The sequence below is a fragment of the Agrobacterium tumefaciens str. B6 genome (genome assembly GCF_001541315.1).
In the GTDB taxonomy this organism is placed as follows: Bacteria; Pseudomonadota; Alphaproteobacteria; order Rhizobiales; family Rhizobiaceae; genus Agrobacterium; species Agrobacterium radiobacter.
Genome location: NZ_LMVK01000008.1, coordinates 26927 through 42915 on the forward strand (window position 1 = coordinate 26927; position 15989 = coordinate 42915).

Sequence of the window (15989 nt, forward strand, 5' to 3'; positions counted from 1 at the left end):
CTCATCGCCGCCTTTTCGTCCGGTATCTGGCGCGCTCGAATTCCCTGGATGTCTTGAGCAGGATGACAGGATGTTTGATCAAATGAAACCTATCCATAAAACGGCAAAATGAAATCCGGCCGCAGAGGATAGTGCTGCCGGCCGCCATAACCTACCTCTTCTGGCATCAGCACGATGAGAGGGGAGCAGCAATCTGCTCTCGCCTTGATGACATCGCGCAGGCCGAGAGACAGGGTTGGAGATAGCCGTGATGAATGATGACAAACCGATAATCGTAATTGTCGGAGCGACGAGCAAGCAGGGCCGGAGCGTTGCGGCGACCCTGCTTCGAAGCAAGCGCTTCCGGGTTCGTGCATTGACCCGGAATGATGGATCTCCTGCAGCCGTTGCGCTCAGGGATATGGGGGCGGAGGTCATCGGGGTTCCTGCCGGCCGGACGAAAGAGCTTGTCGTCGCTTTCGAAGGCGCGGCCGGCGCTTTCCTGATGACGCCTCCCATCACACCACCCGACACAAGCGAAGCACCGCTCGGCCGGCAGCTCGCAGACGCTGCGGTGGCGGCAGGCGTGCAGCATATCGTGTTCAGCACGCTCGAGAACGTCGACAGGATTTCAGGCGGTGCGAAATATGCGCCGCATTTCACGGACAAGGCCGAGGTTGCCGATTACATTCGCGGGCTACCTATTTCCCGTTCCTTCGTCATGCTCGCCTTCTTCTATACGAACCTCCTGGAATATTACGTTCCTCGTTATGAGGGCGATACGCTTCTCCTGCCCATCTACCTTCCGGAAGATTTCCGCGCACCTTTCGTCGACCCGTTGACGGCGACGGGTCCTGTTGTGCTGGAGATTTTCTCCAACCCCGTGCTCTATGACGGCAAGACACTCCCGATCGTCGGTGACCTGATCTCCCCGCGGGAGATCGTGGACACCTTCCAGCGGGTGACGGGGATCAGGGCCGAGTATCGCAATGCCTTCACACGCGATGGCCTGTTGCAAAATTTTCCGGATTTTGCCGACAACGAACTCCTGGTGGACGAGCTCCTGGGTATGGTCGAATACGCTGTCGAATACGGATATTATGCAAAGGAACGCGATCTCGATTGGAGCCGCAAGTTGAATCCGGAGACATTGAACTGGGAACAATTCCTGCGGACGACGGGATGGCGGGGAGACCGGCAATCTTTCGGTATCTAGGTTTGGTTGTACCGTGGCCGGTATGGCCTAATTCCCGGAAGCTTCCGGATCTCTTCAACGAGAAAGTCCGTCAGCAGTCGCACGCGGGCAATGCCGGCCCTTTCGGGAACAACGAGAAGACTGACAGGGACAGGGTCGAGATCGTAGGCGTCGAGCACGGTTTCGAGCTTGCCGGCATCCAATAGATCCTGGACGAGCCAGAGGTGCGCCGGACCAAGGCCTCGGCCGGCAGCGAGAGCAGCTCGGGCGGCGAGCCCATGGTCGACAACCAGGGTGCCACTCGCCGCCACCATCATGCGTACTCCATCCGAAGCAGTCAGAAAAAGCTGGTTGCTTCCCGCGACGTTGGACATCATCACGTAGTTGTGCTGTGAGAATTCGGCGGGACGTGCAGGGCGTCCGTGGCGAGTGAAGTAATCAGGTGAGCCCACAAGTCTTCGGTGACTTGCGCCGATCGGGAAAAGCTTCATTGCCCCATCAATGATCGGCCCCAGCCGAAGCGCGATGTCGACACCCTTGCGGGCAAGATCAATTCGTTCATCCGTGAGATTGAGTTCTATGCGGATGTCAGGATGCTTGTCCTGGAACTCGAAGACCATCTGCGTGACATGCATGACGCCTAGTGCTGCGGTGCAGGAGAGGCGAACAGCGCCGGCGGGGACCCGACGAGCGTCTCTCGCTTCGTCCGTCGCCTGCTCTACCAGCCGTAAAATCTGGACGCAGTTCGTATAATAGCGGCTGCCCTCCTCGGTCAGAGTGACCCGACGCGTGGTTCGTCCAAGAAGAGGAACGCCAACAGCCTCTTCGAGCTCGTTGATATGCCGGGTTACCGTCGACTGCCCGATATCAAGATCCCTGGCCGTGGCCGACAGGCTGCCGCGCTCGGCCACACGGACAAAGGTCCGCATTCGCTCCAGGGAAAGGCCTCTGTCATCCATTTTTCGGCAAAATCCAGTTCTTGGCCTTTGTATTCCGCCAATCACTTTTTGGCTATAGGCCGCGTTTGACAAGCGCCGCCAGTCTGCGCCTTGCAAACCACGAAGACGGATGAGCTTCCAACTGTGCTGATCAACAGCAGTCGTCTGGCCATGAGGATCTCGTCAAATGCGCCGCCGGCGTCCTCGTGGCCTTGAGGGATTTTCCCGATTTCGGCGAAACCGGCATTTTTGTAAAACCGAATCGCTTGCTTACGGTCGGCACGCACCCCGAGCTCGATTTGTGCAATTCTTTTGCTCTGCGCATGGTGTATGACCGCATCCAGTAATTCGCCGGCAAGACCGGAACCGCGAAAGCTCTTGTTCACGTAGGCCATCATGAGCGTCGCCCGATGCATCATTTTCGGCGGCTCAAGTCGTTTCAGGGCCATCAGCGCGACTGGCTGGTCCTGCACAAAGGCGACGAAAATAGGAATGTTCATCCGGGCCTCCCATTCCGCGTCCGGGAGTTTCAGCCAGTCTCCGTAAATACTTGCAAAAGCCTGCGGCTCGCATCGCAGCGCCTCAAGACGAATCTGGCGAAACGCGTCCATTTCCGCCACTGAAACCTCTCGGATTTGCCATTTCGCTTGTGTCATGGTGGTGCCTCGGTTTGTGCCTCTGCTAGGCCCATTGCCATTCCGTCGACGCGGCGGTGATTTTTCCGCTTGTGATATGTCCGCACATCGCCGGCCAGATCGGATCGGTTGTGAAGAAAGAAAGATCGCCTGCCGATGTTTCGAGCGATTGTTCACCGTATGCCGCCGCAACGGCGAGGCCATGTCCTGTCTTCTCTGTTTCCAGCAATGGAAAGGCATTTGCAGGACGCAAAACGCGATGACCCCACATGCCGGCACGCCTGTCATTGCGTATAGCGGCCAGAAGGGCGCGATCATGCTCGACGTCAAGAGCGGTCGCGACGAGATAACGCATGAGCGGATGATACACGGTCTGCCGGCTGCCTCCGAGCAGCCGCACACCCGGAAGGATTGATGTCACGAGCGCCATCATGAGCAAGTTCGGGATCAGCCGGTGTTGGCGCAGCGAAAGAGCAAGATTCTGAGGAGTGAACGGGATACTGATGCCGGAAGTGATTGAACCTGTAAGCACACCCTTGTCCAGCCGAAGGGGAACGATCCGTCCGTCCGCAAGACCCCAGAAAAAGTCAGTCGTTCGCCTTACCCAAGCGGCCCAGAGACCACCGTTCAGATCATCTATTGCGCAAAGGATTTTCTCCGCGACCAGATTATCGCCCGTGAAGCGTCTGGAGAGCCACGAATCCGGATCTTCGAAATGATCGGCAACGAGTTCTCCAATGTCGGTGTCATTGAACTGGAGCAGTTGTAGCGAAAGCGGGAAGAACTGCTTCCAGAGTGTCTGGTTGGCAGCGACGATCGCATCGCTTGCCGTCGGAAACACCGTTTCAGGCAAGTGGGTTTTGAGCCATTGAGCGGTGGGACTTACAGCAGACGGAATGTCGGCGTCGAGCTTGAATTCGTAAGGCCCGTTGCGACCACAAAGACTGGTCGAGCCCATGCGCCTTCTCGACAGACCGAAGACGTTGACGAGATGACCGCCGTCGTCAAACCAGCCGGGCCCCTTGCCAGGCCTTTCGATAAACTTCACGGTCGAACAGCCGAAGTACATGTGCCACCGGCGTCTATGGGAACTTAACCCAAGCGCGCTGAACAGGTGTGTGTAAAAAGCCTCCGGGTCAACCATCAGAAAACAGTGTGGTCCACTTTGCATGACCGGCAACTCGGATATCTGTCTGGCAGCATCAAGCGCCTGGTCCTCGCTTGCTCCCGATCGCAGGGCCACGTTGCTGACGAGCGTCTGCAACCGGCCCATCGCGTCGTTGCGGACGGAGCAGTTTCCTCAATCAACACGATCGTAGACCGCATGGGCGTAGTCGGAGAGTGGACGCGGCCAGAACGTTCCGAGTTCCGGAAACAAATGCGTCAGGGCTTGTCTGATCTGCCCGGGAGAAACACGAGATTTTCCGGGTTCTTCATGGTTATCAGCCATAAGTTCATCCCCCGCAGGACCGTGGCGGCCTCGTCTCGATAGGTGGTGTCGCTTGAGAGGGGCGCCACTGCCAATTGTCGGAAAGTGGTTCTCTGTCATCGTCAACTATGATCTGTGGCAAAGTCTCATGACAGAAGTCGTTAGGTATGGCTGGTTTCACCAGAGATGAGACGAAATCGATCATTGAGTGCCGGCAATTCGATGAAATGATCGTATAGAAATTGCCGCTGTTCCAGGTCACCACGCTATAGCGAAAACACTGCTGAAGGGCTGCCCTGGTCGTTGCCATATCTACCTGGAAATCGACCATGGTATTGAGGACCTCACGTCTTTTCCCCGCGATCTGGGCAGGTGAAAAAAAACGCGATTTGAACATCTCGTCCTTCTGGCGCTCACGCTCTGCGTAGACCAACGGATCTGGATGAAGAAGTTTCTGGACCTGTACCAGCACGCCGGTCGACCTTACCGAGCGAGCGACAAATCCCGTCTGCCTGTCACGGTCGGTCCCATACATCTGGAACGTGGTATCTTCCAGGAGCACGTCGAACCCGTGGCGAAAGGGCTCAAGATCCTGATCGGTTGAGTAACGCTCCTCGTTAAGCTCGAAGAATGCGCCGTCGAAGAAGTTCGCGTGCTCGCTGCCGCGCTTCTCGTAGAAGCATACGCGGTTTGCGACCGTTGGACTGCAACTGAGAGTCTTGATGCGTCCGTCGCCGAGTTTCGCCAGGGAACGCGAAAGACTGCCCGCGCCAGCGCCCAGGGTGTACAAGGTGGCCGCCCGGTTTTCTCGTGCCCAGGCCCTCAGGCAAAACCGGAACGCCGCAGCCGCGAGACGGCACTCCTCCTCCAGCCGGAAAGGAATGCTCGCAAAGTAATGCTGCTCGAACTTTCCCCAAAGCCGCCGGTGGGTGTCTGCATAGATGAGGCAATCGAGATCAAATTGCAGGAGATCGTATTCAGCGGCGGGCGCACCATAAACAGGCGCACCCTCCAGACCGCTCGCCGTCCTTTCGAAGAAGTCGGGAAATTCGTTCAGTCGAGGGGCCCGTCGCCCCCCGTCGCTTACCCTGTCATCCATCGCTGCCTGTCCTCCCTGTTGCCAAATGACATGCGCTACCGCTTGGCCGGACGCGGCAACTGGTGTCGCCGCGGTCAAGACCCACAGTCGTTGTTCAGCGAAAATGCCGTGGAGAATGACGAACGAACAATCTGCCAGTTTCACCAGATTGACGAACTGCCGGAGCACACGATTGGTCGTCCCGACGCGTCGTTGAAGACCGCATCACGCGTCTGCCTCATTGGCGAAGTCACAGGCAGTGTGAAAAAAACGGACAGCTATGTTCAAACCTCGATCAGCTCAAGGATGCTTGCTCGAGCAATCGCCTGATAAATTGGGGTTGCGTCCAGCTTTCGTTTCGCCGAAGCAAGGTAGAGCCGACCCGCGCTCTCGGACAGGTGCAGACGGTGGGCGATTCTCTTTGGTACGACACCTCCCGCAAGGAGCTGGAGACATTCCCGTTCCCGTCGGGAGAGAGCCCGGAAGTAATGGCTACGCGTCCCGGTGACCGCCATAAATCTCTCGTGCATGTAGTGTGACAGAAGCATCAGATCGTGTTTGGTCGACCTCCGAAGTTCTATCCAGTTCTCCACAGAGAGGTTTGATGTCACTGAGAAAAGGCTACGCTCTCCTGAGGGACCTCGTATCGGCATTGTGACACCGTTACGGCCGATCCCCACCTCGAGAGCCTCGTGGAACAGCTCATGTGCTCCGTCGGAAAATTCTGCGAGCGACGCCCAGTCGACCGGCTGAAATCCGGTTCTGTAAATCGCGACAACGGGGTCGATCCTGAAGTAGTTTCTCTCGAGATAACGCGACGTCCACTCACCCGGATATGTCGTGCAGAATGCCCATTGAGCTCGTTCCCCGGCTGAAATTCCAACGGACAGGAATGTCATATGAGCAAATCCGTACAGGTCCCGGATTGTTCTGATTGCGCTTTCAATATCGCGCCTGCTATCGGCCCCAAGCAGCGTGGCAATGGATAACGAGAGCTTGGACATCTGAGTTTCAGCCATTGCCGATGATTTCCGGGTGGCGCGAGTTGCCGTTGGATCGCGGCGCGCCCTCCGCTTCGATGAAAAAGGCAGTAAATGCCGAAACGTGCCGGTCGTGCAATTTGCGGAATTCGACAACGTGCGTACCGGAGAGCCTTGCTGCCGCCAGGGGCAATGTTATCGATCGGGCTTTTGATCGAACGGAGTCACTCCGAACTTGCCGGACTTCGAAAGGATTGCAGACATCATTCTGTCTGCGAAAGACCTGTCAGGTCAAATCCTGGCAGAAGCCGGAGTCGTTTCGTCAATGCTCTGAACGGAGGTCGGGAAGCGAAGGGTACCTGTCCTGGACGGAGTTACGAGTGAAAGCGATCATCCCTTGCGTGTCGCGCGCAACAAGTCACCCGGCTCGATACCGAGCGCATCCGAAATCTTGCCCAGAACCGTAACACTTGCGGATTTGTCAGCCCGTTCTATCGCACCGACATAACGGGCGCTTATCCCGGAAAGGTCCGCGAGTTCTTCCTGCGTCATTTGCCGATCATGGCGAATCCTACGCAGATTGATCGCCATGGTCTCCTTGAGGTCCATGACATTAGCGGAACCTTAATCGGAACTATGGTTCTAGGAACGATAGTTCCGATTCGACGTCCTGCATGATATCTGTTGCATTACCGGTTTTGGAATCTGTGTTCAGGCGGCGCTTCGACGGGGTGAATACGCGCCGAATAGATGAATTTACCAGTCTGATTTGTCACATGTCTCTGTTATATACGCTGCGGGAGAACGGGAGGGACGGTGAAATGTGTGAAAAAAGCGCGCTGAGCTACCAGTCGATGGACCGGTCCCAACTGGAACAACTGGCGATATCGGCAATCAGGGAGCATCGGGCGTTGCTCGCAGCTGATCAGATTATGTACGAAGAATGGACACGCGCGAGCGAGGATCCGTCAGTGCCAGCCTGCGTTACGCAGTCCTTGCAAGACGAATATCTGTCCCGGCAGCGAAAATCCGAGGCACAACAGGAGAAACTCTCGGATATAATCGACACGTTGGGTTTCGTCCCGACAGTGGCTGAGGAAGATTGATCGGCAGGTTTCAGATCAGCCCGCGATCTTTGGCATTTCCGATTAGTTGAGTCACCGTTCTGGCGTTGAGCTTTTCGCGTGCTGTGTCCAGATAGTGCTGAACTGTCCGGGCATTTATCCCCGTCAACATAGCCGTTTCGGGCGTGTTTCTTCCCTTCATGGCCCACACCACGCACATGTGCTCCCGCGGTGACAGCATTCGCCGTGGCGCGACAATAGTTTTGCCCGCTACGATCTTCAGACTGTAGTGAACAGCCAGAACAGCCCGAATTGCGCTTTGGGAGTCGAACAACTCCGTCGAATCCGCTCTTCTTCTTGACGATGCCAGGGTCAGCATCATCATCGAGCCGAAACTTCCCTCGACAGGAATGGTTACGCCGCAACGGATTTTATGATCGATCGCCTCATCACGAAACCGTCGCAGCGGGGATGAGCCACTCGCTGGCCAGTCTTCGGCACTCCATATAAAGGGTTCCCGGCGTCGTTTCGCCTCAGTGACGACGGGGTCTATACGGGCGTAGCCGCCGGCGAGATAAGTGTCTTGCCAGACCTCCGGATAGGAGTTGAACGTTCTGACCTCCAGACCTTCCGTCTGCAGATAAGCGAAGCGGTCGAAGCCGAGGGATTTCGCAAACATTTTGACCGCGTTTTTGACCATGTGTTCGTCAGGCGCGGCTTCCAGCATGTCAATAAGTGGGCGGAGACTTTCGTTCACGAGCTACTCCTGTCTTCTTACCCCACAGGCGGCGAAACTGTGGCGCGGGATGAGAGTTGAATTGGCCTGCTATGCGCGCAGTGTTCAGACCACTTGGGGCGGGGACGTACGAACACGATCGTGCGCAGTGTATTGGTCGACTATCACCGCTCTTTGCCGAGATGGATCTGCGTATGCGCCGACTTGGTGCTCGAAATAGTACTTCAGGCCTGATTGAATGTTACACGTCTGCTCAACCTCGAGAAAGCGGCTATTGTTCATGGCCCGTTTATCTTTGCCGATATGCCGACGGAAACACGATATCTTGATCAACCAGCACATTGAACGTGTAGCCTGGCCGAATCCGGATCGTCGGTTGGACGTCGAGGTTTCTGGAGATGCTCTGCTCGGCAACGCGCCCAAAGCTCTCGGCGAAGTTTCGCCGCGCTGCATCGGACGCAGTGTCCTGCGTGGCAAGCGTCGAGCTCTGAGGGAGAGACAAGTCGATGCCCGCGCCGATGAGCGCGACAAGGGCGGCCGAGCCGAATGTCCGCAACAGGTGACGGTCGACCTTGTCGTTGAAGCCGCCGTATCCTTCCGCATCAGTTCCAGCCATGCCGCCGATCTGCAAGGTCGATCCGTCAGGAAAGACAAGATCTGTCCATATAACCAAAAGTCGATCCTGACCGAACGATAGCTTTGAATCGTAGCGACCAAACAGTTTGGCGCCCTGGGGGATCAGGAGGCGATATCCAGTGGCGCTGTCATAGACATTTCGACTAACCTGCGCCGATATTCGCCCGGGAAGATCGGAATTTAGGCCGGTTATGAGTGTGGCAGGAATGACGGAGCCGCGCTTCAATTCGTAGGGCGACATTTGCGGTATGACCCGGTTTGGCAAATATCCCGGATCCTTGATGTCCTGATTGAAAAACCCCTCTTTCTTCGTTTGGCCATTCGGGTCGCCATTCTGCCCAAGCAGCCCCGACCCCATCGCCGCGGCGTAGAGGTCGGACCCGCTGGTTGCCGTTGTGCTGGCCGGGCCTTCCCTGTCGGAAGTTCTGGTGTTTGGCGATGTTGTGGCGACATCCACTTTCAGAGGGGAATCCAGGGCCGTCGCCCGTGCCTGCACGCGTGCCATCCGCTGCCGTTGTGCTTCGCGGATATATTGCTCTTCCTGTTCTCTTTTCAGGCGTGCCCTCCATTCTTCCTCCGGCTCGAGCCGGGAGCGTGCTTCCTCGCGCACTTCTCTGCGTTCGATGACGGGATTTCGCCTTTCCTCCTTTTGGGGGGCGGCGGGCGTCGGTTGAAAAACTTCCTGATTTTCCGGCTCTCCGATAATGCCGTCGGTTACGCCACGTTTAAGCTGATCACCGAAATTCGTCGCCGGCGGGCTTGATGCGCTGCCTGGATCATTGTCCCGGCTGAACGAAAGTCCGCGCCAGGAGAGGCCGACGACGACGACGCCCAGGAACAGGATGACGATCATGATGGAGACTACAATCGGCATGCGATTGAGCCGACGCATCCCCTGTTGGCCATCCGAACCCGCGGAAGTTCCAAGTTGCAGTGACTGAACCATTGCTACACCTTTTCAGTTTCGCTGCATGACGGACAATGGGCTGGAAGCCGTTGCGCCTGCGCCGGTGACATTATAGGCGCGGCCGAGTGCGATAGAGGGTGTTGCGAGATAGGCAAGGAGTTGGCCGTCGAAGCTATGCAGCGAATAGGAAATCTCGACAGGCTTCTGATTTTTTGCCTCCTTCTCATCCGTGATGACGGTATAGCCCCAGCCTTTAAACGCCGCCTCGAGCGCGCTCGCATACTCTGTCGCATCCTTCTGCATCTTGATCGACCTTGTTCCGGCCGGACCGATCTGCTCTGCAAGGCGGCTTGTCATGTCACCGGCAATCGTGGATGCGGCGGGCCCTGCCACGCTGGTGGCCATGGAGGTCGTAGACAGTGCGCCATCCGTGCTTTGGCAACCGGAAAGCATGGCGATCGGGATGAAGGTGAAAAGCATCCGCATGGTTCACGCTTTCCGCCGGATGGTAATCTTTTGCTGGCGCCAGCCAACGCCTGACACAAGGGTCGCTTTGTCGACCGCATAGTCGACGATCATCATGTCATTCTTCATCCGATAGTTGACGATACGGTTCTGGCCTCCGCTCACGACGAAGAGAACTGGCGCATCCTGTCCGGATATCGCCTTCGGGAACTGAATGTAGGTCTTCATTCCATCGGAATAGACACGCTTCGGCTTCCAGGACGCGCTTCCGCTCACAGAGTAGGAGAAGTTCAGCCTGTCGGCTGCCGTTCCCGCGACACCTCCCGCCTCAAGCCTCGCGTTGATATCGGCAAGCTTCGTCGATGTCTCTTCCGGATACTCGAAACCGATACGGGCCATGTACTGGCTTGGGTGAGACTTCAGCTGGATATGGTAGGTTCGCCGCGAAGTCGTCACGATCATCGAGGTGACGAGGCCGGGTTCTGATGGTTTGACAATAAGGTGGATAGCCTGTCCGCCGGCGGCGCCAGATGTCGCCGGCTCCACCTTCCACCGGACTGTGTCGCCTACAAGCACATCTCTGACGACCTCGCCACCCTGCAGTTCGATATCGCAGACCTGAAGGGGTGAGCACACCACGGAAGGCTGCGTCTCACCGAACAGAAAGATGACTTTGCCGTCCGGCCCTGTCGTAACCAGCCCAGCGGCGCCTCGCCATTTTTGCGAGATGCCGGTCCCCTTGAGTTCCTTCGAGGTCATGCTCTGTGCAATCGCGCTGTGCGTGAGGACGATTCCAGCCACGCAGCCGGCGGCCGCGATCAACCCGGTTCTGTGCATCTTGTTTTCCCCTGCTCTCAAAGCTGTGCGGTCCAGTCGAAATCCTGGATATAGAGACCGATCGGATTGAAGCGAATGATCGCCTCGTCCTGTGGAGCCGTCAGCGCGACCGTTGCGATGCCGCGGAACCGGCGTGTGCCGGTTTCCTTGCCCTTGCGATCGCGCTCATATTCTGTCCAGTCGATCTGATAGGTCTGGTTGGAGAGCGCCACGATGTTGTTGACCTCGATGGCGACCGTCGACATCTTCGCCCGCTCGAAGGGTGAGTTTCCCCTGAACCAGGCATTGATCTTCTGCGTTGATGGATCCGGAGCGCGCAGCAGTGCGTAGGTCCGATCGATATACTGCTTTTGAACGACCGCATCGGGCGTGATCGATCGGAAGCTTGCCACGAAGCTGCCAAGCGTTGCCCGGACCACCCTCGCGTCCGCATACTCGATCTGTTGCGGAAAACCTGCGGTAACCGAGGTTCCCAGCTTGTCCACCTCGACAATGTAGGGAACGAGTTTCACCTGCGTACTCAGATACATGGCATAACTGAAACTGATCATCGCAATGGTCAGGCTGATGATGCCGACAATCCGCCATGCCCGTGCGGCCTGGACATAGGATCCATATCTCTCCGTCCATTCCTGTCGCGCGGCAAGATATGGATTTTCACCGGCACGATTCACGGCCATTCGGATTTCCTTCTCGATTTATGATTGGTCTTTGCGTTCCGAAGGTGTCGGCTTGCCGCCTTGGCCGCCGTCGAGCTTTGCGTTGGCGAGACCAAGAAGAGACCCTGCATAGGCGCCTGGGGATCCGATCGCCTTTTCCTTCGCGGCAGATCCCGCCGCCCTTGCGCCTGATCCGATTGCCGTTCCAATACCGCGCAGCGCGGCGCCCCCTGTCGATGATCCTGCCGAGCGTGCTGACTGTGCCGCAGCACCCCCTGCCCTGGCGGCGCCAGCAGCAAGCATGGCTGCCCCGGCTGTAAACGATGCAGCCTGCCCGCCATGGCGAATAGTCTCCATTCCACCGGTGACCGATGCCCCCTGAACAACGCCCTGGATGATGCCTGGAACATACATAGCGATGATGAAGACGACGACGGCTATCCCTGCGACTGCAAGGGCAGTCTGGAATTGATCGCCGACATCGGGGCGGTTCGACAGACCGATAAGTACTTCCGAGCCTATGCGGGAAATCATCACCAGGGCCATGAGCTTCATGCCAACCGAAAAGGCATAGACCAGGTATCGAACCGCAAAGTCCTTGGTGAAGGACGATCCGCCAAGTCCCAGCATAATCATTCCAGCAAGCAGGCCTAGGTACATCTCGACCATGACGGAGACAAAAATTGCCGCGACCAGTGAGAATGCGATAACTGTGACAACCATCGCGAAAGCTGCTGATATTGCCAGCGCGTTGTCTTCGAACAGGCCAAACTGGACCTTCTCCGACATTTTCGTTGCGACGGTGAGACCGGCATTGAAGATGTCTGCGGGTGAAGCGGTTCCGCTGCCAGCGCCGATCTGGAACAAACTGTCTACGACCGCCTTCGCGAAGGTCGGCCCCTCAGCCAGGACGAAGGCAAAGAAACCCACGAAGATGATACGCCGGACGAGTTCGGCGAACCAGCTGTCGAGAGATGCCGCCTGCAGGGCAAGCCACACTGCGGCGATTGCGATTTCAATGGTCGCGAGAATCCAGAATAGGGATCTCGCTGCATTCATCACGGTGCTTTCCCACCCTTTTGCGGCCGCGGTCATTTCTGCCTGCAATGCAGAGAGGACGGAGCCGTCCTGCGCGAGGGTGGGTCCAATCGACATCACGAAAATTCCCGCGGTAATTGCCAGAAGCCTTGTTCTATTAAGATCCGGTGTCATCGGCTCACCACTCGATCTTCATTTTTTCGCCACCGGATGTTGGGGGCGCGGTTGATCTGAAAAACTCCTCCCGCCGCTTCTGCGCCAGGTCCTTGTCGGTTTGTTCCGACTGAAGCCAGGTGCCCATCATCGTCATTTGTTGCGAAACCAGGCCGCGGAGCTTTTGTATCTGGGCAATTTGCTGGGCAGCTATCTGGTGGCCGACCTGAAGCGCCTTCATCTGCCCGTCTGCCGTTTCCGACATCCCGCGCAGTGAGTTCATCGTGCCTTCTTCGCTGTCAAACTGATCCGCCGTCAGGCTCGCGGCTTTCAGCGTGCTGGCGATCGTGTCGCGGTTCGTATCCGACCAACTCTGATAGCTTGAGGAGAAGCTTTTCGCATTTGGCAAGTTCGCCTCAAGGTCAGCATAGCTTTTGAACCGTTGCTGGAGAACGTCGTCAGCATTACCCATCGAGAAAGAAATGCTTTGGCCCTGATCGACGACATCCCGGAGGCGGTTGAGGTCATTTTTGACCTGCCCCCATATGTGATCGGGAAGCCGGGCCGTGTTCTGGATCATGTTTTCGTAGATCCTCAGCTGGTTCTGGATCTGCTCCGCCAACTGACTTATCTGGGTGATCTGATTGTCGACCTGAATACCGGAACTCTTCAGGAGGTCGATAAGCTGCGCATTGTTTGCGAGCTGGGTCCATTCCGTGGCGGCTCCCGTCGCCGAGCCAGCCCGGGCAGTGGGTGTTGCTCCGAAAACCAGGGCGCCGGTCACCAGGCTGGCGAACAGTCTACATGAAGCCGGATAGCGATACGGCATCGTGGACTCCTCTCATTTCAAGCCATTTGATCGGCCAGCTTTCACTATGCGCTGCCTTCAGTGTGCGAATGCGCTTCAGGTCCTCTTTTCCGGAGACGCCCACGAAGCTGAGCGCGACGGGTCCGAGCGACATGTCGAATAACCGTCGGCCATCGGGCGTCGCGACGTAATAGTCGCGTTTCGGGATGGCGCTCGACACGATCTCGATCTGGCGTTCGTTGAAGCCGATCCGCTCGTAGAACTCCCGAGCGCCCGGCTCGCGAGCAGCGCCATTCGGCAAGCAGATTTTTGTCGGGCAGGATTCCTTAAGCACGTCGATGATGCCGGAACGCTCCGCGTCGGATATTGACTGGGTCGCCAGCACGACGGCGCAATTGGCCTTGCGCAGGACCTTGAGCCATTCACGAATCTTGGCTCGGAAAACCGGATGACCCAGCATCAGCCAGGCCTCATCCAGAAGGATAAGGCTGGGTGAACCATCCAGCCGCTTCTCGATCCGGCGAAACAGATAGGTCAGGACCGGCACGAGATTTCGTTCTCCAAGATTCATCAGATGCTCGATCTCGAAGCACTGGAATGTTCCGAGGGTCAGGCCGTCCGCTTCAGCGTCGAGCAGATGACCCATAGGCCCATCGACGGTGTAGTGGTGGAGCGCCTCCTTGATCTCACGCATCTGGACGCCGCTGACGAAGTCCGAGAGTGATCGGCCAGGTGCTGTCGCCATCAAGCCAACTTGCCGTGAGATTGCGTTGCGGTGGTCGGGCGTGATCGTCACACCCTGCAGCGCGACAAGCATTTCGATCCACTCGCTTGCCCATGCGCGATCTCCTTCGGTTGAAAGATCAAACAGCGGACAAAACGATAACGCCCTCCCCTCCTCCCCTTGATCGCCACCGATCTCGTAGTGGTCGCCGCCAGCGGCCAGTGTCAGGGGCAGAAGAGAGTTGCCTTTGTCGAATGCAAAGATCTGGGCGAACTCGTAGCGCCTGAACTGTGCCGCGATCAGCGCCAGAAGCGTGGATTTACCTGAACCGGTCGGTCCGAAAATCAGCGTATGCCCAACGTCTTCGACATGAAGGTTCAAACGGAAGGGACTGGAGCCGCTGGCGACCTGCATCAGGGGCGGAGAATTTGCGGGATAGAACGGGCAAGGGGCGACCGGATTGCCCGACCAGACCGAGTTGAGCGGGATGAGATCGGCCAGATTGTTCGTGTTGATCAACGGTTCGCGGATATTGGCGTACCAATTGCCTGGAAGAGTTCCGAGAAACGCGTCCGTGGCGTTCAATGTCTCGATCCTGGCGCCAAAACCCTCCGCCTGAATGAGCCTGCGGATTGTCTCGGCCTTTTCCCGTAATGCCTCGCGATCCTCATCAAAGAGGATAATGGCCGGTGTGTAGTAGCCATAGGCAACCATTTGCGACGACGCCTGTGCGATTGCATCTTCAGTTTCCGCGACCATGGTCATGGCGTCCTGGTCGATGGATCGGCTCTGCGTCTGGAACAACTGGTCAAAGAACGGCCGCACCTTCTGCTGCCACTTCTTGCGGGTTCGCTCCAGCTTCTGTCGTGCCTCCTCGGCATCCATGAAGATGAAGCGGGAAGACCATCGGTAGGTCAATGGCATCAGGTCGAGGTTGTTCAAAATACCCGGCCAGCTCTCGGCAGGCAGACCATCGATCGCCACGACACCGAGGAACCGGCTTTCGATTTTCGGTGTCAGCCCGTGTTCGAGTTCAGCCGTGGCGATCCAGTCCAGATACATCGGCACGGCGGGAAGCCGGATCGGATGGTTTTCGCCAGTGATGCAGAAACGAACAAATTGCAGAAGCTCGTCATAACGAGCCGTGCGTTCCCCGCCCCGTTCGGCGACTTCACGTGTTTCCATCCGCAAGATCGAGATGGTGTTTGCGAGATATTGCTCGATCTCCCGGACTGAATTCTTGAACAGCAAAAGCACGGTTTCCGCATAAGACTTCTTCCGGCTTTCCTCGTCGGAATAAATATACCTGCTGAGCGCCGTCTTCCTGGCTTCGGGAGGCCGGTACGTCATGACAAGTGCATGCTTGCTCTCAAAATGCCCTTGTTCGCGTTCGAAGTGCGCGCGTCTCTCGGCATCTATCGCTCGTGTGACCGGATCAGGGAAAGAGCAACGATCCTCGGACGGATATTCGATCACCGGAATCCTGATTGCCTCGACCTGGATCATCCAGCCGCTGCCAAGCCGCGACAGGATCGCGTTGATCTGTCGCGAGAGTTCGTTGCGCTCGACATCGGTCGCGCTTTCGGAGTCCGGGCCGGCAAAATACCACCCCGCCATCAGGCTTCCGTCCTTGAGCAGAAGGACGCCGTTGTCCACCAGGCCAGCATAGGGAACGAGGTCCGCGAAGGATGGACCGGTGTTTCGGAAACGTTTGAGTGCTGCCATCGC

The 15989-nt window shown here is 57.2% G+C and carries 17 protein-coding genes; 2 read left to right on the top strand and 15 right to left on the bottom strand.

Annotated elements, in window-relative coordinates; genetic code table 11:
* Positions 1-250 precede the first annotated feature (250 nt).
* Positions 251-1195: an NmrA/HSCARG family protein gene (locus ASB65_RS07890; RefSeq protein ID WP_060723559.1), complete on the top strand. Its 945-nt coding sequence runs from the start codon at positions 251-253 to the stop codon at positions 1193-1195.
* Here ASB65_RS07890 and ASB65_RS07895 read toward each other — a convergent pair.
* The 7 genes from ASB65_RS07895 to ASB65_RS07920 form a co-directional block, all read right to left on the bottom strand.
* Positions 1192-2133, bottom strand: coding sequence for a LysR family transcriptional regulator (locus ASB65_RS07895; RefSeq protein WP_060723560.1), 942 nt, complete (start codon positions 2131-2133; stop codon positions 1192-1194). The two genes, ASB65_RS07890 and ASB65_RS07895, sit on opposite strands and share 4 nt — an antisense overlap.
* A gap of 41 nt (positions 2134-2174) precedes the next feature.
* Positions 2175-2768, bottom strand: a complete 594-nt coding sequence (locus tag ASB65_RS07900) for a GNAT family N-acetyltransferase (protein WP_065694993.1) — start codon at positions 2766-2768, stop codon at positions 2175-2177.
* Between the two features lie 25 nt (positions 2769-2793).
* Positions 2794-4011, bottom strand: coding sequence for a hypothetical protein (locus ASB65_RS07905; RefSeq protein ID WP_236734535.1), 1218 nt, complete (start codon positions 4009-4011; stop codon positions 2794-2796).
* 36 nt (positions 4012-4047) lie between these two features.
* On the bottom strand, positions 4048-4197 hold the full coding sequence (locus tag ASB65_RS28115) for a hypothetical protein (protein WP_153463958.1): 150 nt from the start codon (positions 4195-4197) through the stop codon (positions 4048-4050).
* A gap of 4 nt (positions 4198-4201) precedes the next feature.
* Positions 4202-5275: a hypothetical protein gene (locus tag ASB65_RS07910; protein WP_060723645.1), complete on the bottom strand. Its 1074-nt coding sequence runs from the start codon at positions 5273-5275 to the stop codon at positions 4202-4204.
* Between the two features lie 263 nt (positions 5276-5538).
* Positions 5539-6273 (bottom strand): helix-turn-helix transcriptional regulator, encoded by a 735-nt coding sequence (locus tag ASB65_RS07915; protein ID WP_060723561.1) that lies wholly within the window; start codon positions 6271-6273, stop codon positions 5539-5541.
* 351 nt (positions 6274-6624) lie between these two features.
* Positions 6625-6843, bottom strand: a complete 219-nt coding sequence (locus ASB65_RS07920; RefSeq protein WP_060723562.1) for a helix-turn-helix domain-containing protein — start codon at positions 6841-6843, stop codon at positions 6625-6627.
* Positions 6844-7055: 212 nt separating this feature from the next.
* Between ASB65_RS07920 and ASB65_RS07925 the strand changes: the two genes are divergently transcribed.
* A complete protein-coding gene (locus ASB65_RS07925; protein ID WP_060723563.1) occupies positions 7056-7340 on the top strand; it encodes a transcriptional repressor TraM in 285 nt (94 codons plus the stop codon).
* Positions 7341-7350: 10 nt separating this feature from the next.
* Here the strand turns inward: ASB65_RS07925 and ASB65_RS07930 are convergent, their stop codons facing one another.
* The 8 genes from ASB65_RS07930 to ASB65_RS07965 all read right to left on the bottom strand — a co-directional run bounded on the left by ASB65_RS07930 (position 7351) and on the right by ASB65_RS07965 (position 15986).
* On the bottom strand, positions 7351-8055 hold the full coding sequence (locus tag ASB65_RS07930) for an autoinducer binding domain-containing protein (RefSeq protein ID WP_060723564.1): 705 nt from the start codon (positions 8053-8055) through the stop codon (positions 7351-7353).
* Positions 8056-8323: 268 nt separating this feature from the next.
* Positions 8324-9616, bottom strand: coding sequence for an IncP-type conjugal transfer protein TrbI (gene trbI, locus ASB65_RS07935; protein ID WP_060723565.1), 1293 nt, complete (start codon positions 9614-9616; stop codon positions 8324-8326).
* Positions 9617-9628: 12 nt separating this feature from the next.
* Entirely contained in the window at positions 9629-10063 is a 435-nt protein-coding gene (gene trbH / locus ASB65_RS07940) for a conjugal transfer protein TrbH (RefSeq protein ID WP_060723566.1), read from the bottom strand.
* Positions 10064-10066: 3 nt separating this feature from the next.
* Positions 10067-10879 (bottom strand): P-type conjugative transfer protein TrbG, encoded by an 813-nt coding sequence (gene trbG / locus ASB65_RS07945; protein ID WP_060723567.1) that lies wholly within the window; start codon positions 10877-10879, stop codon positions 10067-10069.
* A 17-nt stretch (positions 10880-10896) separates the two neighbouring features.
* Positions 10897-11559 carry a conjugal transfer protein TrbF gene (locus tag ASB65_RS07950; RefSeq protein WP_060723568.1) on the bottom strand — a complete coding sequence of 221 codons (663 nt, stop codon included), beginning with the start codon at positions 11557-11559 and terminating at the stop codon, positions 10897-10899.
* A gap of 18 nt (positions 11560-11577) precedes the next feature.
* Complete coding sequence (gene trbL, locus ASB65_RS07955; RefSeq protein ID WP_060723569.1) at positions 11578-12750, bottom strand: P-type conjugative transfer protein TrbL; 1173 nt, start codon at positions 12748-12750, stop codon at positions 11578-11580.
* Positions 12751-12754: 4 nt separating this feature from the next.
* Positions 12755-13558: a P-type conjugative transfer protein TrbJ gene (gene trbJ, locus ASB65_RS07960; protein ID WP_060723570.1), complete on the bottom strand. Its 804-nt coding sequence runs from the start codon at positions 13556-13558 to the stop codon at positions 12755-12757.
* On the bottom strand, positions 13530-15986 hold the full coding sequence (locus tag ASB65_RS07965) for a conjugal transfer protein TrbE (RefSeq protein WP_060723571.1): 2457 nt from the start codon (positions 15984-15986) through the stop codon (positions 13530-13532). Before ASB65_RS07965 ends, trbJ begins: the two co-directional genes overlap by 29 nt.
* Between the last annotated feature and the right edge of the window lie 3 nt (positions 15987-15989).

Excerpts from the sequence above, each read along its gene's own strand:
- ASB65_RS07890 (WP_060723559.1), top strand. The coding sequence starts at position 251 with ATGAATGATGACAAACCGATAATCGTAATTGTCGGAGCGACGAGCAAG.
- ASB65_RS07895 (WP_060723560.1), bottom strand. The coding sequence starts at position 2,133 with ATGGATGACAGAGGCCTTTCCCTGGAGCGAATGCGGACCTTTGTCCGT.
- ASB65_RS07900 (WP_065694993.1), bottom strand. The coding sequence starts at position 2,768 with ATGACACAAGCGAAATGGCAAATCCGAGAGGTTTCAGTGGCGGAAATG.
- ASB65_RS28115 (WP_153463958.1), bottom strand. The coding sequence starts at position 4,197 with ATGGCTGATAACCATGAAGAACCCGGAAAATCTCGTGTTTCTCCCGGG.
- ASB65_RS07910 (WP_060723645.1), bottom strand. The coding sequence starts at position 5,275 with ATGGATGACAGGGTAAGCGACGGGGGGCGACGGGCCCCTCGACTGAAC.
- ASB65_RS07915 (WP_060723561.1), bottom strand. The coding sequence starts at position 6,273 with ATGGCTGAAACTCAGATGTCCAAGCTCTCGTTATCCATTGCCACGCTG.
- ASB65_RS07920 (WP_060723562.1), bottom strand. The coding sequence starts at position 6,843 with ATGGACCTCAAGGAGACCATGGCGATCAATCTGCGTAGGATTCGCCAT.
- ASB65_RS07925 (WP_060723563.1), top strand. The coding sequence starts at position 7,056 with ATGTGTGAAAAAAGCGCGCTGAGCTACCAGTCGATGGACCGGTCCCAA.
- trbI (WP_060723565.1), bottom strand. The coding sequence starts at position 9,616 with ATGGTTCAGTCACTGCAACTTGGAACTTCCGCGGGTTCGGATGGCCAA.
- trbH (WP_060723566.1), bottom strand. The coding sequence starts at position 10,063 with ATGCGGATGCTTTTCACCTTCATCCCGATCGCCATGCTTTCCGGTTGC.
- trbG (WP_060723567.1), bottom strand. The coding sequence starts at position 10,879 with ATGCACAGAACCGGGTTGATCGCGGCCGCCGGCTGCGTGGCTGGAATC.
- ASB65_RS07950 (WP_060723568.1), bottom strand. The coding sequence starts at position 11,559 with ATGGCCGTGAATCGTGCCGGTGAAAATCCATATCTTGCCGCGCGACAG.
- trbL (WP_060723569.1), bottom strand. The coding sequence starts at position 12,750 with ATGACACCGGATCTTAATAGAACAAGGCTTCTGGCAATTACCGCGGGA.
- trbJ (WP_060723570.1), bottom strand. The coding sequence starts at position 13,558 with ATGCCGTATCGCTATCCGGCTTCATGTAGACTGTTCGCCAGCCTGGTG.
- ASB65_RS07965 (WP_060723571.1), bottom strand. The coding sequence starts at position 15,986 with ATGGCAGCACTCAAACGTTTCCGAAACACCGGTCCATCCTTCGCGGAC.